The organism is Streptomyces sp. NPDC014995, from assembly GCF_043080745.1.
In the GTDB taxonomy this organism is placed as follows: domain Bacteria; phylum Actinomycetota; class Actinomycetes; order Streptomycetales; family Streptomycetaceae; genus Streptomyces.
Genome location: NZ_JBIBVX010000013.1, coordinates 286,872 through 301,839 on the forward strand (window position 1 = coordinate 286,872; position 14,968 = coordinate 301,839).

Sequence of the window (14,968 nt, forward strand, 5' to 3'; positions counted from 1 at the left end):
CTCCTCCAGACGCACCCAAGGCCCTGCCAGGGCGAAAGCCCGTCGCCTCCGCGTGCCCACGACGTTCGCCGTGCTCTGCGCTTCACTCGCGGCCGTCGGCCTCCCCGGCACCACGGCGCAGGCCGCCGACACCACCGTCGCGGTCGACTTCGCGACCGCCGGGGGCGCCCCCACCTACCGTGCCTCGGGCACGATCTACGGCATGTCCGAGAACGGGGCGCTGCCCCAGGAGCACTTCTACAAGGACATCAAGTGGAAGTTCATGCGGGCCGGCGGCGCCCAACTGGACAACCCCGGCGGCTGGGTCGCCGGCAAGTACGACCGCCGGTGGAACTCCACCCGCGCCCAGTACCAGCGCACCAAGGCGCTCGGCGGGACCTTCGTCATCCTGCCGCACGACCTGTGGGGCGCCGACGGGACGACCGAACCCACCTTCCCGGGTGACAACGGCGACTGGTCCGCCTTCAACGCCTTCTACGACCGCCTCATCGCCGACGTGCGGGCGGCCGGCATGACCGACGTCGAGTGGGACATCTGGAACGAACCGGACTGGACTCCTTTCTGGGCGCGGTCGCAGGCCCAGTATCTGGAGATGTGGAAGCGGGCCCACCAGCGGATCCGGGCCGCCATCCCGGGCGCCGTCATCGTCGGTCCCAGCACCGCCTCCAAGCCCGCGTCCAACGGCTCGTCCTGGTGGAACACGTACCTGGACCACGTCAAGGCCAACAACGTCGAGCCGGACATCTACAGCTGGCACAACCTGCCCGGCGACCCCGTCGCGGACGCGGGCGCGGTCAGGTCCAAGCTGTCGGCCCGGTCGATGACCACGAGCCGCCCGTTCCAGGTCAACGAGTACGCGGGCACCGACGAGCAGACCCCGGGCCGCGGCGGCTGGTACATCTCCCGCCTCGAGCGGGCCGGGGCGGACGGCCTGCGGGCCAACTGGGCGTCCGCCGACAACCTGCACGACTTCCAGGCGAACCTGCTCACCAAGAACAGCGCCGGCCAGTACCTGCCGCTGGGGGAGTGGTTCCTCTACCGGTACTACGGCTCCCAGACCGGCAACATCGTGAAGTTCACCCCGGGCACCGGCACCGACGGCCTGGCGGCGAAGGACAACTCCGCGAGGAACGCCAAGATCCTGCTCGGCAGCAACGGCAACACCGGCACCGTCACCGTGAACCTCGACCGTCTCGACACCACCTCCGTGGTGGAGGACGGCCGGGTCCGCGCGGTCGTCCAGCGCATCCCCCACAACGGCGGCGCCGCCGTGACCGGCCCGGTCACCGTCTCCGACCGGACCCTGACCGTCGGCGACAACAGCGCCTCCCTCACCGTCCCCTGGACGGACGCCAAGGACGGCTACACCGTCACCCTGCTCCCGCCGTCGAACACCACGATCTCCACGGTCGCCGTCGCCCAGCACAGCGGCCAGTGCCTGGACGACACCAACCTCTCCACCGTCAACGGCACGCAGTACCAGCAGTACCACTGCGAGGGCGGCTACCAGCAGATGTTCGACCTCAAGCCGGTGGCGGGCAAGGCGGACACGTACACGATCGTCAACGAGCACAGCGGCAAGTGCCTGGACGTGTCCGGCGCCTCCACCGCGGACGGCGCGGCCGTCGTCCAGTGGACCTGCAACGGCGGCACCAACCAGCAGTTCACGCTGCGCCCGGTGACCGCGCTCGGCAACAGCAAGGACCACCAGTTGGCCGCGGTCCACAGCGGAAAGTGCGTCGACGTCAGCCAGGTCTCGACCGCAGCCGGGTCTCCGATCCACCAGTGGACCTGTGACCCCGCGAGCGCACTGACCAACAAGAGGAACCAGATCTGGCGTCTGCTCGGCAAGGGCTGACGGCCCACGACTCCCACGAGCCGCCTGACCCGCGCGGCCGTCCGTGCACATCGCTGCCGGACGGCCGCGCGTCGCGGGTCAGGGGGGCGTGTACCGCGACCGGAAGGCGCCCACCGCGACGAGGAAGCCGAACCCCGCTCGTGCTCATACGGGTCGTCACCGGGTCCGACTCCCCCCGGGCCGACATCAGGCCCGTACGCGGGGAGGGTGGCCGGCATCGGGGTGTCACAGGGGTACGCCGGCCTCTCAGGGGTACGCGTGTTCGGCGCCCTCTTGATGAAGAGCGCCTGCACGCGCAGCACCCGTTGAAGTAGTGGGAGATGACATGAGGCTCCGCCAGTCGGCTCTGGCACTGTCCCTGAGTTCCGCGGAAGTGCTGGCCGGGCGGTACCGCCTGGACGCGGTCATCGGCTCGGGCGGCGCCGCCGACGTCCACCGCGGCTTCGACCTCCGTCTGAAACGACCGGTGGCCGTCAAGGTCTTCCGCGCCGGAGCCGATCTCGACATGGAGGAGCGCTTCGACAACGAGGCGGTGATCCTGGCCCGGTTGCATCATCCCGGCCTGGTCACCGTCTACGATGCCGGACGGCACAACGGCCGCGCCTACCTGGTCATGCAGCTGATCGAAGGCCCTACGCTGAAGGACCGCATCGCCGCAGGCCCCCTGCCCCCCGGCGAGACCGCCGCTCTCGGTGCCGACCTCGCCCGGGCCCTCTCCCACGCGCACGAGGCAGGGATCATTCACCGTGACGTGAAGCCCTCGAACATCCTCCTGGACGCGTCCGGCCACCCCCACCTGACCGATTTCGGCATCTCCCGGCTGCTCGACGCCACCACCCGCACCGCTACCGGCGCACTCATCGGCACGGCCGCCTACCTGTCGCCCGAGCAGGTGCTCGGCCAGTCCGTCGGCCCGCCCGCCGACATCTACGCCCTCGGGCTGGTGCTCCTCGAATGCATCACGAGCAGACTCGAATATGACGGTGGCCCCCTGGAGGCCGCGATCGCACGACTCCACCGCCGGCCCGAACTGCCCGGCTTCCTGCCGGAAGAACTCGCGGACCTGCTGCGGGACATGACCGCCCTGGAGGCGCGGGACCGCCCACCGGCCCGCGACTGCGCCCGGACACTGACCGCCCTGGCCGGCACGACCGACCGCACATCCGTTGCGCCCGCGGCCGGCGTCACGAGCATGGTCCCCAGGCAGGCACCGGCGCGGGCCGACCTCACGCACCCGCATCCGCCGCACGCCGCGGGCGCGGCCGCGCCGAAGACCACGCCCGCACGCGGACGCATCCTGGTCGCTGGTGGAACCGCCGCGCTCGCCGCTGTCATGGCCGCCACTCTCGCCGTCTCCGACGGCTCTCCGCCCCAAGAGAGCGGCGACAGGACGACACGGGCCGCCAGTGGCCCCGCCACGAAGGCCGACCCCCCGGGCACGCCCGCTACCGGGAACGACGCAGGACCTGCGGCTCCGACATCCCCCACCCGCGATGCCTCCGCCGGACAGCTCCGTGGCCCCGCTCCCGATCCGAGCTCCAGCCCCGCTTCCACCACCCCGAGCCGGGAGCAGGCCGCCGGCACAGCCGCACACGGCACTGCGGCCCCACCGTCACACTTCACCGCGAGTGACACACCGGACAGCCGGGTCACGAGGACGGTCGACACGGCGACGCCGGCCAGGACCGAGGCGCAGACCACCAGCGACGAACGGTCCGGCGATCCCAGCAAGGCCGGAAAGCCTCAGAAGAAGGCCGGGAAGACGAAGAAGGAGGAGTGAGGTGACGTCGGCCGCGGATCCCGCGGTCGACGTCACCTCACCGGTCCGGCAGTCACCGTCTCACGCGCCGCGCCTGCCGCTGAGCGCGGTGACGAGCTCTGGACGAGGCGCCACGGGCCTACGAGTTGTTCAAGAAGAAGGAGGACGGCTGCGTGCGCGCCGTCATCCGGCCGACCGGATGAGCTGCGGGGCGCCGGGCCCGCCCGCCGCCGTTTGCCGTGCGCGCAGGTGGGGGACTCGGCGCCCATGAGTGCAAAGCCGCGTCGCCGTCGGACACAGCAGAACCGGGTGCTGTGGCTCCTGGACCGTCTGGAACGGGCCTCGCCGGCCGACCCCGTGATCGACGCCCTTCAGGCGCGGGTACGCTCCCTGCCGCTGGGGCGCGGCCGGGACCTGCTGCACGGCAGGTGGCTCGGCCATCCGCTCCATCCGCTGATGGTGCAGGTCCCGATCGGAAGCTGGCTTTCGGCAGCCGTGCTGGACACGCGGCCCGGCCGCTCGCGCGAGGCGAACCTGCTCATCGGTGTCGGACTGGCCGCGGCCGCGCCCGCCGGGCTGGCGGGCGCCGTCGACTGGGCGGATCTGCACCGCGAGCAGGCGCGCGTGGGGCTGGTGCACGCCATGACGAACTGGGCCGCCGTGGGACTGTACGCGACCTCGCTCGCCTGCCGCCTCAAGGGGCGGACGGCAGCCGGCCGGGCGTACGGCTTCCTGGGCCTGGCCGCCGTGGGGATCGGCGGCCTGCTGGGCGGTCACCTGGCCTACCGCCAGGCGTCCGGCGCCAACCACGCGGAAGAGGTCCCGCATGTGATCCGTCAGGGCTGGCACCGGGTCGGCGCCGTGGCCGAGTTCCCGGTCGGGCGGCCCGTACGGCGCCTCGTGGACGACGTGCCGGTCCTGGTGGTCCGCGAATCCGGCGGGACCGTCCACGCACTCGCCGAACGGTGCAGCCACCTCGCGGGCCCGCTGTCCGAGGGCACGGTCGCCGACGGATGTGTCCAGTGCCCGTGGCACGGCAGCGTCTTCCGGCTCTCGGACGGCTGGAACGTCCGCGGACCCGCCACCGCGCCGCAGCCCGCCTTCGACACCCGGATCCTCGACGGACACGTCGAGGTGCGCCTCCGCCGGTACGGCCGGGAAGCGGACGGGGAACGGAGCGGGGCGGGAACGGAAAGGGCTGCCCACGGGCACACCGGCTGAACGGCCGCCTCCCGCGAAGACCGGGCTCGCCCGCGACCTCGCATGACCCCGCAGAGCGCGGGCCGCTGCATCGAGCACACGGAGGCCTCGGAGCGCGTGTCGCGGGCGGTGGACGACCTGGACGAGACCATAAAGATCATCAGGTCGACGATCTTCGCTCTGGCTCGCGGGACGAGGCCGCCGGGCCCGGCCTGCGGGCGCGGGCGATGCGCGTGGTCGGCGAGGCGGCGCCGGTGCTCGGGTTCGCGCCCGGCGCCCGCATGGAAGGCCTGCTGGACACCCACGTTCCGAAGGAGACCGCCGACCACGTGGTTGCCGTGCTGTCCGAGGCACTGACCAACATCGCCCGGCACGCGCAGGCCGGCCGCGCCGACGTCGCCCTGGAGACCGACGGACGCCACGTTCGGCTCGAGGTCTCCGACAACGGCGTGGGCATCCCGGCCGAGAGCCGTCGCAGCGGACTGCGCAACATGGCGGAGCGCGCACGGCAACTGGGCGGAGAACTGCGGATGACCAGCCCGGACACCGGCGGGACCACCCTGGTGTGGCGGGTGCCGGTCACGGACCAGTAGGCGACGTACGGCACGGTGCGCGAGGATCCGCAGGGCAAGGGGTCTGCGTGGCCGGCCCTCCCGGCGTCCCACCAGGCGGGCCGGCCCTCCCGGCGTCCCGCCGGTCCAGCCCTCGGCGCGGGAACCGGGCTGCCCCTCCCCGGCGTTGAGCAGTACACGAGCGAAGCTGGGGGCTTCATGGTGTACGGATCGCATGACCATCCTGGATCTCGGTACGGACCGCACGGCGCGGCTCGCCCCGCACCCGAGTCGCGCCGGGCCCGGGCCAAGGCCGCCGGCGTTCTGATGGCCGGCTGGGTCGCCCTGCTGTGGGTGCTCGAGGCCGTCGACGCGGCGAGCGGCCACGCCCTGGACACGTTCGGCGTCAGCCCGCGCGAGGTCGGCGAGCTGCGGGACCTCGTGCCCGCCGCCTTTATGCACTTCGGCTTCGACCACCTCGCTGCGAACAGCGTGCCGCTGCTGGTTCTCGGCTTCCTCGCCGCGCTGTCCGGCACACGCCGGTTCCTCGCCGTCGTCACTGTGATCGTGCTCGCCGGCGGCCTGGGCGTGTGGCTGACGGCACCCGCGCACTCCACGACCGCGGGCGCGTCCGGCGTCGTCTTCGGCCTCTTCGGCTATCTGCTGGTGCGCGGCTTCGTCGATCGCCGCGTCGGTGACATCGTGCTCGGTCTCCTCGTCGCCGCGGTCTACGGCTCGATCCTGTGGGGCGTCCTGCCGACGACTGCCGGGGTCAGCTGGCAGGGGCATCTCTTCGGTCTGCTGGGCGGTGTGGCCGCGGCCTTCGCCTTCCGGCGGCCGCGCGTCGGCAACCACTCGACCTCGGACACGGGAGGGCACCGGTACGCGTGAGCGCCGTGCCGCAGGGCGGACACGTGGGTGGGACGGCGGTTGTCACGAGCCGGGTCACCGGCCCGGGTGGGGCTGCGCGCGGACCACGTCGTGGCCGTCGAGGACGTAGACGACGGCGCGGGCTGGCGCACGATCAGCCATGGATCGCCACCGCACGCTCCGCCGGGCCTTCGTCGGCACCGACGACGCCAAGCGCGCCGGACCGGCCGACATCCTCACCGCCCTCGATGCACCGCCCGGCCGGCCTGCTGCCGCGGGACCCCCGCGGCAGCAGGCCGGCCGCTCCCGAGGAGATCAGATGGCGAGGGTGGTGCCGTCGAAGCGGCTGAGGGTGAAGACCGCGTCCTCCAACGTGGCCTCCTTGGCCTCGCGCAGGACACCGATGGCGATCTCCTCGCCCAGCCGGACGGCCTGGCTGTAGTCCGTGCGCCAGTGCACGCCGGCCATGTTGCGGCCGGTGGCGATGTTGGCGGCGACCTTGTTGAGCTCGCCGCCGACGGTGAGCCGGTCGGCGTCCGGGCCGGTGTACGGCTCCAGGGCGGTGCCGTCCGTGGTGGGCACGACCGGGTCCGCCAGGACGTGCGACTCGTCGAACCATGCCTTGAGGATGGTCACGCACGCGCCGGCGACCGTGGCGTGCCCGGAACCGTACGAGGGATGGGTCGGGCTGCCCTCCGGGAACGCCTGCGGCAGCAGGTAGCTGCCGTGCTTCTCGAAGACCCGCTTGACGGCGACGGAGTCCAGCACGCCGGAGTCGATCGGGTACTCGCGCTGCCCGCGCAGCTGCTGGTGGACCCGGCCACCGAACTCCTCCGGGCGCAGCCGCCGGTGCACGTACCACTTCTGGAACCACACCGCCTTCAGCGCGCGGGTGGCCACCTCGGTCACCAGCGAGAGGATGTGCGGGCCGCCGTACGTCCCGAAGGCGATCTGGTTGCGGGAGAAGTTGTACGGATTGCCCGCGTCCACCGGCGCGTTCGTGCCCAGCAGGATGAGCGCCGCGTTGAGGTAGGCCTCGTACAGCGCGTCGAAGTGCACGTAGTGCGCCAGGTCGCGCGGGGTCTGGATGTAGCGCCGGGTGGCGAGGTCCCGCTCGTCCGGCTCCGGTTCGGAGCCGTTCTGCACCTCCAGCCAGTCGCCCCACGTGGTCAGATGGTCGACCGGGCGGACGAGGGTGTCCTGCCGCTGCGGGATCAGCAGGGTGCCGTACGGGATGTCCTTGAGCAGGAACTGCGACAGGTACGGCCCGGCCAGATCCCCCCGTGTGTCTCCCCGGAAGATGGTCTGCGGGGTGACCTGACCGTCCAGCTTCGGCGCCCGGAAGTCCTCCAGCCCGCTCAGTTCACCGGCCGCCTCCGCGACCAGCTCGCTCTCGGCGAACCGGGTGAACAGCACATCTCGGCACAACGCCATCCAGTACAGCTCGACCGCCTCGGCGGAGTTCTGCGCGCTGTCGATACGAGGCGCGGGCGGCATGGACACCGCCTGGGCGTCCGGGCCCTGCGGGTCGAAGGAGAGTCCCGCCTGCGGGTTGACCAGTTTCCGGGTGTCCGCGAGCGGAATCCGCTCGAAGTCCTCGTAGCTGCCCGTGGCCAGCGCCCGGCGCAGCAGGTGGTACGCGGCCGGTTCCACCTCGCCGAACTTGTTGTGCGGCAACGCCTTTGAGTAGTTCGCGACGAAGGGGTGGTCCGTCTCCTCCCCGTTGGACGCGTGGACCGGTACGTGGCGCTGGAACTCCGCCTCGGCGGCCCGGACCCGCGCGTCGCGCGCGGCAAAACGACGATCACTCATACGAATACCCCCGTATTCCCCCATGAGTCGTGCGTGGCATCGCACTCATCTCATGAGACACGAGGCATCAAGGAATCGTTGCGCGATAGGGGACAACCGGCGATATCTGCACATCTGCGATGCGGGATTCCCCATGGGACCGGCAGGAGTCGGACCGCGCGGCGAAGCGCGCGGCGGATCGCCGCCGCGCGAGGAGCCGGATCCGCTCCGATGACCGACGGGCCGGTGCCGGCGGCCTGGCGCTGGGCGGCGCCTGGGGGAGTGACGGTGTGTTCGTGAGGCGGATGCCGGACCTCACGGGTGTACGGCGGTGACGAGCCAGTAGCGGCCCGTCAGCCGCACTCCGCCGTCCTCCTGGTACGAGCGGAAGGCGTCCGCCGCGGCCCGTCGGGCGCGCTCCTCGGTAGCGGAATCGGCATCCGCCTCGCGCAGCCAGTGGCGCAGCGGCCCGAAACCGAAGAGGAAGCCGGCCGCGTCGTCGGCGTCCTCGCCCCAGTACTGGGGCGCGTCGACGCCCTCGATGGCCACGTCGTCGAAGCCGGCGCCGGCCAGCACCCGACGGGTGTGGTCGGGATCGGCGAAGGCGAGCGGGCTCGGGCCGGTGGGCCGTGAGAGATCCGGCAGCCGTACGTGCTCACCGATCGCGGCGAAGACGGTGGACTGGTCCATGCGGTCGAAGTGCTGCGGGCAGACGAAGGCGAGCCGTCCGCCGGGGCGCAGGGCACGGCCGATGTTACGGAACCCCTCGACCGGGTCGGCGAAGAACATGACGCCGAAGCGGCTGACGGCGGCGTCGAACGCGGCCTGCTCGAAGTCGTACACCTGCGCGTCGGCCTGGACGAACTCCACGTTGTCGAGGGACTCGGCGGCGGCGCCGGCCCGGGCCCGTTCCAGCATGGGCGCCGACAGGTCGATGCCCAGGGCGTACGCCGCGCGGCCGGCGGCGAGGCGCGTGATACGGCCGTTGCCGCAGCCGATGTCGAGGACGCGGTCGGTCGGCGCGAGGGCCGCCGCTGCGAGGAGCGGTGCGTTGGCCCCGTCGTTGAGTGCGTCGTAGCGGTCCTGGTGGTCGGCCCAGTGCCGGCCTTCGTAGCCGTTCCAGGCCGCGGCCTGCTCCGAGTTCACCAGGCCTTCCGTGCCGCCGCGGGAGTCGGTCGTGCCGTGCGGACTGGCAGGGCGGGGCGGGCTGTCCGGGGCGTCCATGGGATCCGTCATACCTTCATCGTGACGCCATCGGGTGCTCCGTGGACAGGCGGCTCGGGCAGTTGGTCCGGAGCGGGTGCCGCTGCCTGGTGGCTTCCGCGATGGCACCCCACCGCCGGCGCGCGGGCGTGGCGCGTCGGCGCCTTGGCCGGGGCGGCGACCGTCTCGGCGCCCGTGAGGCGCCGGACACGGCTCGCACCCCGTCGCGCATCGAGTCGATCCTGGAGGGGGCCCGTCCTACCGCCCCGCCCCGCCGCGACGAGTACGTGGCCGGGCGGATCTGGCCGGGCACCCGGGCGCTGGCCCGGGCCCACCGGGACGCCGGCCAGAAGCGGTGGCTGGTCACAGCCGCTCACAACACCGCCCGCACCTCCCACCCCACGCCGCCCCGCGGCCCGGCGGCCAGTTCGCCGCCCAGCGCGGTCACCCGCTCCTTCAGGCCGACGAGGCCGAAGCCGCCGCCGTGGGCGGCCGCCGGAAGTTGGGTGCCGCCCCGACCGTCGTCCGCCACCGACACCACCAGGCGGCCGGTGTCGTCCCGCAGGCGGACCTCGATGTGCGTGGCGTCGGCCGCGTGCCGACGGATGTTGGTCAGCGACTCCTGGACGACCCGGAAGGCCGCGGCCTGCACCTCGTGGGGGAGGTCGTGGGACACGGTGGGGTCGCGGCGCAGGACGACCTTCTGGCCCGGGGTCGCGAAGCCTTCGACCAGTTCGGCGATGCCCGCGAGATCGCCGACCGGGCGGTGGTCGGCCGCCTCGGGACGGGTCTCCCGCAGCACGCCGACCGTGCGGCGCATCGAGGCGAGGGCCTCGGTCGCGGCGCGTTCGATGCCGGCCAGGACCGGGTCCAGGTCCTGCGGCTGGGTGGTCGCCATCATGCGGGCCACCTGCGTCTGCACGAGGATGCCGGTCACGTGGTGGGCGACGAAGTCGTGCAGGTCGGCGGCGATGGCCAGGCGTTCACTGCGGCGGGACTCGCTGACGGCCACGGTGCGGCGGTAGTCCATCGAGCGCAGGTAGCCCGCGAGCCCGGCGACGAGGCCGACCAGCAGCAGACCGATCACCTCCAGGCCCAGCACGTCATCGCTCAGCGTCACGTCGCCGCGTACCGGCAGGACGAGCAGCGCGCCCGCGTCGAGGGTGCCGCACACCACGGCCCACCGCGGCGGGCAGTGCCGTACCGCGACGAAGAGCAGGCTCAGCAGGATCATGACCTCGCCGGGGCCGAGCACGACCTCTCCTCGGACCAGCAGCGAAGCCGCTGTGACGAGGGCCGATACGAGAGCGGGGACAGCGGTGCGCACCTGCGGCGTGAGCCACTCGGGCCGCCGCCCGGCCGGCCACAGCACGGCGGCCAGCCCGACGAGCACCACGGCCAGAGTCGGCCAGACGGGATCTGCCAGCGGCAGGACGCTCGTTCCGTCGGCGCCCGCGTAGAGAACGTCGACGACGGACGCGGCGAGCAGGAGACCGACGGCGAAGCCACGGGCGCAGCCCCGGGCGGAAACAGACTTCATGCCGGTCACCGTAGGCGAGGCCCCCGGCAGGGGGATCAGCCGAACGGCCGAGGGGCCCGGCCCGTGATCCCGACCGTTCGGCCGAGGCGCGTGCCCGGGCTCCCGGGCGAGGGTGGGGCCGCAACCTCACCACGGACATCAGGAGTACGGCATGCAGCGCAGCAAGTTCCTCGTCGGCGTCGTCGGCGGCGTGACCGCCGTGGTCGCGCTGGGCGGCCTCGGCACGTATCTGCTCGCCGGCACCGAGTCGACCAGCCGCCTGGACGAGTACAGCACGGCCTCGGTGGACGGCCACAAGGCGCTCGCGGCGAACATCGTCGCGGGGCGCACCGAGAGCAAGTACCACCCGCTGCCCTGGGTCGGCGACAAGCTCTCCGGCGTCACCTGCCCGACCGCTCTCAAGGCCGTGACCGGAGCCACCCTCACCTGCACCGGCGAGAAGAGCGACGGCAAGACCGTCGAGATCCCCGTCCGTGTGACCAGGGCCGACGCCAAGAGCGTCACCTGGAACTTCGAGCGCTGAGAAGGGCCACGACACACCATGAGCACCGTTCTGGCCGGAAACGGCCTCGTCAAGAAGTACGGCTCCACCACCGCCCTGGCCGGCGTGGACGTCGAGGTCGGCGAGCGTGACTCGCTGGCGATCATGGGCCCGTCCGGGTCCGGCAAGTCCACGTTGCTGCACACCCTGGCGGGGATCATCCGCCCCGACGACGGCCAGGTGCTGCTGCGCGGCGAGCGGAGCGAGACGGGGGTCTCTCCGGCCGAAGGGTGGGAGCGCATCGACAAGCTGGGCGAGAACCGGCTCAGCGCGCTGCGCCGCAAGCGGTTCGGGTTCGTGTTCCAGTTCGGTCAGCTGCTGCCGGAGCTGCCCGCCGAGGAGAACGTCGCGCTGCCGCTGATGCTGGAGGGCGTGCCGCGCGGGAAGGCCGTCGAGCGGGCCCGCCGCTGGTTCGCACCCCTGGGCCTGGACGGCCTGGAACACCGGCGCCCCGGCCAGCTCTCCGGCGGCCAGGCGCAGCGGGTCGCCATCGCTCGCGCGCTGGCCGTCGAGCCGGACGTGGTCTTCGCCGACGAGCCCACCGGCGCCCTGGACCAGCGCACCAGCACGGAGGTGATCCAGTTGCTGACCCGCGCCACCCGCGACACGGGTGCCGCCCTGGTGATGGTCACCCACGACGCCGACGTCGCCGCGCACTGCGACCGGGTCCTCCAGGTCCGCGACGGCCGGATCAGCGGCCACACCCAGTACACCGTCGCCTGAGCCCGCAGGAGTAGCTGCCATGCGTTCCCCCGTCCTGCCCCTGACCTGGCACCTCGCCAGGTCCTCCGGCCGCCGTGGCCTGCAGTCCCAGCTGCTCGCGGCCGGGGCCGCCGCCGTCGGCTCGTTCCTCCTGCTGGTGATGATCGCCGCCTCCCTCGGCGCGGGCGCCCGCGCCGACCACACCACGTGGCGCACCCCCGACGCCGTACCGGCGAAGGGGGCCACGGCCGTCCAGGCCACGACCACGACGTACGTACGCCACGAACCCGTCACCGTCGTGAACCTGGCTCAGCTGCCCGGCCGCCGGCAGACCCCCGCGCCACCCGGCCTGAGCGGCTTCCCGAAGCGGGGCGAGATGTACGTCTCGCCCGCCCTGGCCGAGTTGCTGCACAAGCTCCCCGCCGGCCGGCTCGCCGACCGCTTCCCGAAGGTGAAGTCCTACGGCACGATCGGCGCCGCCGGTCTCGCCTCCCCCGACGAGCTGGTCGCGGTGGTCGGGCGGGCGCCCGGCGACGCGGCCGTCTCCAAGGCTGCCGGGGAGCAGAACTACTACGACGAGGGGCTGACGGAGCGCGCGCTGGTCTCCGGGTTCTCCGGCACCAGGGCGAGCCCGTTCACCGGCACCGACCAGGGGAGCGTGCTGCTGGGCGTGGTGCTCCTCGTCATGCCGGTCGTCGTGCTGGCCTCGGCCGCCGGACGACTCGGCGCGGCCCGGCGTGAACAGCGGCTCGCCGCACTGCGGCTGGCCGGGGCGACCCCACGGCAGATCCTCGCCATGACCGCCGCCGAGGCGGCGGGAGTCGGCGGGGCCGGGGCGCTGGCCGGCGCGCTCGCCTACACGGCACTGCTGCCCGCGCTCGCGGAGCTGCCGTACGGCGTCGGCTCCTGGTACACCGGTCAGCTGTGGGTGGGGCCGGTGTGGTGCGCGGCCGTGGTGCTGGCCGTCACCGCGCTGATCACCGTCAGCGCGGTGACGATGCTGCGCCAGGTGGCCACCTCGCCCCTGGGCGTGGCCCAGCAGGCCAACCCGCGCCGCACCCGGGCGGTCCGCCTGGTGCTGTTCGTCGCGGTCCTGGCCTACATCTGGATGACCACGGGCGACAGCGGCCAGCTGAAGGCCCGGCAGCTGGTCGCCCTGCTGGTGCTCTTCTACGGCACGTTCTGGCTGTTCGGTCCCTGGGTCGTGGACCGGCTGGGGCGGATCGCGGGCCGTTTCGCCAAGCGTCCGGCCACGCTGCTGGCCGCGCGCCGGCTCAGCGACGACCCGCGCGGGGCCTGGCGCACCGTCAGTGGCCTGGTGCTCGCGGGGTTCGTGGCCGGGTTCTTCTCCGTCAGCACGCTGGGCTCCGAAGGCCCGAGCCACCAGGGCCAGGTGGCGGTGATCACCGCGAACGCCGCCGACGCCCGGCGCGCGGCCACCGAGGCCCGTACGGCGCTGCACCGGGCGGGCGTCACGGCGACCGTCGCCGTCGCGACTGAGGACGACTACGAGGGCCTGCTCGGCGGTGTCACGGGCGTGACCGCCCAGGTCTCCGGCGGGCAGGAGCGCGTCGACACCGCCGTCACCGCCCTGACGCCCCTCGGGTCGGGCAGGTATCCGTTCACGCAGGAGTACGTGTCCTCGTCGGACGACGCGGTCACCGCCCGCGTCGCCACCGTCAGCACCGCCACCCTGGTGCTGAGCTTCCTCGTCGCAGCCGCCTCCGCCGGCCTCACGGCCGCCGCGAACGTCCTCGACCGGCGCCGGGTTTACGGCCTGCTGCGGCTGTCCGGCACCCCGCTGAAGGTGCTGAACCGGGCGCGGATCCGCGAGACCGTCATCCCGTTGGCCGTCCTGGCCGGCGGCACCACCGCGATGGGCGCCTTCGGCGCCGTGCAGCTCAACAAGGCGGCAGGCACCACGATCAACACCTCCGGTGTCGTGCAACTGGTGATCTGCGTGGCCGTCGGCACGCTGGCCATGCTCGCCGCGATCGCCGGCAGCAGGCCGCTGCTGCGCAAGGTGACGGAGGGTCCGGCACAGACGGCGGACTGACGCCGTACCGACGGTGGCACCGACACCCCGGCGCCGGCCCGGCATCACCACGCTCGCCGAGGCCGCCGCCCGATGCCGGTGGTCGCGGTCCCCCCTCCGACCTGGACGAGTACCTCTACGGTGCCCTGTTTCGGCGAACTCGGTCACCGCATCGGGCCGGCTGAGCGTGGCGACCACGCGCACTTCGCGCGGGCGGTCAACGGCGCCACCTCGAAGGTGCGCGTGCTGCCGGCCGACTCCCTCTACCTGGCGTGGATGGACTGCCGCGGCCTCGGGATGAGCGCCGAGTCCCTGGACAAGTTCATGCTCACGAAGGCGCGCCTGTGGCTGGACAAGGGGCAGAAGTTCGGGATCGAGGGCCACGGCTACATGCGGGTGAACCTGGGCTGCCCCCGCTCCACGGTCGACGAAGCCGTACGGCGGCTGATCACGGCCGTCGAGGGTCTGTGAACACAGGAGGCCGCAGGTGTCGGTGAGTTGGCCAGGTGCGAGGATCCTGTCGTGCGGGATGCGATCGACGCGGTGGACTGGGGCGCTGTGCCGGGCCGTCCCGGCTGGTACGAACCGGCTCGCGCCGCCCGTGGTCTTCGAGATCCGGGAGAACCCGGAAACGGGCGCCCCGGGTCTGGAAGGCGAGCGTGGCCGGATCGTGCTTGTCCGGCCGGGAGGGCTCGGCGCTCGGGTGCCCGGTTCCAGTCGCCGGCGCCAGACCTCGACAGGAGCCTGGCCCGGGGGCGTCGGCATGAGAGGAATACCCCAGCCGTCGCCGTCTGAGCGCTGACGTTGTCGCGCGACCGGGGCGGGGGGGGGCGGCCCCCCCGCCCCCCCCCCCCCCCCCCCACCCCCGCCCCGCCCCCCCCACCCCCGCCCCCCCCCCCGGTGAACCCACCCCCCCCG

At 72.9% G+C, this 14,968-nt stretch carries 11 protein-coding genes and 2 pseudogenes; 10 read left to right on the forward strand and 3 right to left on the reverse strand.

Features of this window, described 5'->3' with window-relative positions; genetic code table 11:
* Positions 1-52: 52 nt before the first annotated feature.
* From ACF1A1_RS26460 to ACF1A1_RS26480, 5 genes and pseudogenes are all read left to right on the forward strand, one after another.
* Positions 53-1,858: an RICIN domain-containing protein gene (locus ACF1A1_RS26460; RefSeq protein ID WP_392003296.1), complete on the forward strand. Its 1,806-nt coding sequence runs from the start codon at positions 53-55 to the stop codon at positions 1,856-1,858.
* A 325-nt stretch (positions 1,859-2,183) separates the two neighbouring features.
* Positions 2,184-3,638, forward strand: a complete 1,455-nt coding sequence (locus ACF1A1_RS26465; RefSeq protein ID WP_392003297.1) for a serine/threonine-protein kinase — start codon at positions 2,184-2,186, stop codon at positions 3,636-3,638.
* A gap of 246 nt (positions 3,639-3,884) precedes the next feature.
* On the forward strand, positions 3,885-4,838 hold the full coding sequence (locus ACF1A1_RS26470) for a Rieske 2Fe-2S domain-containing protein (RefSeq protein ID WP_392003298.1): 954 nt from the start codon (positions 3,885-3,887) through the stop codon (positions 4,836-4,838).
* A 42-nt stretch (positions 4,839-4,880) separates the two neighbouring features.
* Positions 4,881-5,410 (forward strand): annotated as a pseudogene (locus ACF1A1_RS26475) (sensor histidine kinase); the annotation flags it as partial.
* 285 nt (positions 5,411-5,695) lie between these two features.
* The gene (locus ACF1A1_RS26480; RefSeq protein WP_392003300.1) at positions 5,696-6,259 is read left to right on the forward strand and encodes a rhomboid family intramembrane serine protease; all 564 of its coding nucleotides are present in this window, start codon (positions 5,696-5,698) and stop codon (positions 6,257-6,259) included.
* Positions 6,260-6,553: 294 nt separating this feature from the next.
* Here ACF1A1_RS26480 and ACF1A1_RS26485 read toward each other — a convergent pair whose 3' ends face one another.
* Both ACF1A1_RS26485 and ACF1A1_RS26490 read right to left on the reverse strand, forming a co-directional pair.
* Positions 6,554-8,050 carry a vanadium-dependent haloperoxidase gene (locus ACF1A1_RS26485; RefSeq protein ID WP_392003301.1) on the reverse strand — a complete coding sequence of 499 codons (1,497 nt, stop codon included), beginning with the start codon at positions 8,048-8,050 and terminating at the stop codon, positions 6,554-6,556.
* A gap of 294 nt (positions 8,051-8,344) precedes the next feature.
* The gene (locus tag ACF1A1_RS26490; protein ID WP_392003303.1) at positions 8,345-9,265 is read right to left on the reverse strand and encodes a class I SAM-dependent methyltransferase; all 921 of its coding nucleotides are present in this window, start codon (positions 9,263-9,265) and stop codon (positions 8,345-8,347) included.
* A gap of 245 nt (positions 9,266-9,510) precedes the next feature.
* On the opposite strand from ACF1A1_RS26490, the pseudogene ACF1A1_RS26495 reads away from it, so the two are divergent.
* Positions 9,511-9,606, forward strand: a pseudogene (locus ACF1A1_RS26495) (HAD-IB family hydrolase); the annotation flags it as partial.
* On the opposite strand, the gene ACF1A1_RS26500 reads toward ACF1A1_RS26495, so the two are convergent.
* Positions 9,606-10,772 (reverse strand): sensor histidine kinase, encoded by a 1,167-nt coding sequence (locus tag ACF1A1_RS26500; RefSeq protein ID WP_392003304.1) that lies wholly within the window; start codon positions 10,770-10,772, stop codon positions 9,606-9,608. The pseudogene ACF1A1_RS26495 and the gene ACF1A1_RS26500 overlap by 1 nt on opposite strands.
* A 151-nt stretch (positions 10,773-10,923) precedes the next feature.
* Between ACF1A1_RS26500 and ACF1A1_RS26505 the strand changes: the two genes are divergently transcribed.
* From ACF1A1_RS26505 to ACF1A1_RS26520, 4 genes are all read left to right on the forward strand, one after another.
* Entirely contained in the window at positions 10,924-11,295 is a 372-nt protein-coding gene (locus tag ACF1A1_RS26505) for a DUF4333 domain-containing protein (RefSeq protein ID WP_392003306.1), read from the forward strand.
* Positions 11,296-11,313: 18 nt separating this feature from the next.
* Positions 11,314-12,036, forward strand: a complete 723-nt coding sequence (locus ACF1A1_RS26510) for an ABC transporter ATP-binding protein (RefSeq protein WP_392003307.1) — start codon at positions 11,314-11,316, stop codon at positions 12,034-12,036.
* A 19-nt stretch (positions 12,037-12,055) separates the two neighbouring features.
* Positions 12,056-14,071, forward strand: a complete 2,016-nt coding sequence (locus tag ACF1A1_RS26515) for an FtsX-like permease family protein (protein ID WP_392003309.1) — start codon at positions 12,056-12,058, stop codon at positions 14,069-14,071.
* 120 nt (positions 14,072-14,191) lie between these two features.
* Positions 14,192-14,521: a hypothetical protein gene (locus ACF1A1_RS26520; RefSeq protein ID WP_392003311.1), complete on the forward strand. Its 330-nt coding sequence runs from the start codon at positions 14,192-14,194 to the stop codon at positions 14,519-14,521.
* The last annotated feature ends 447 nt before the right edge of the window (positions 14,522-14,968 follow it).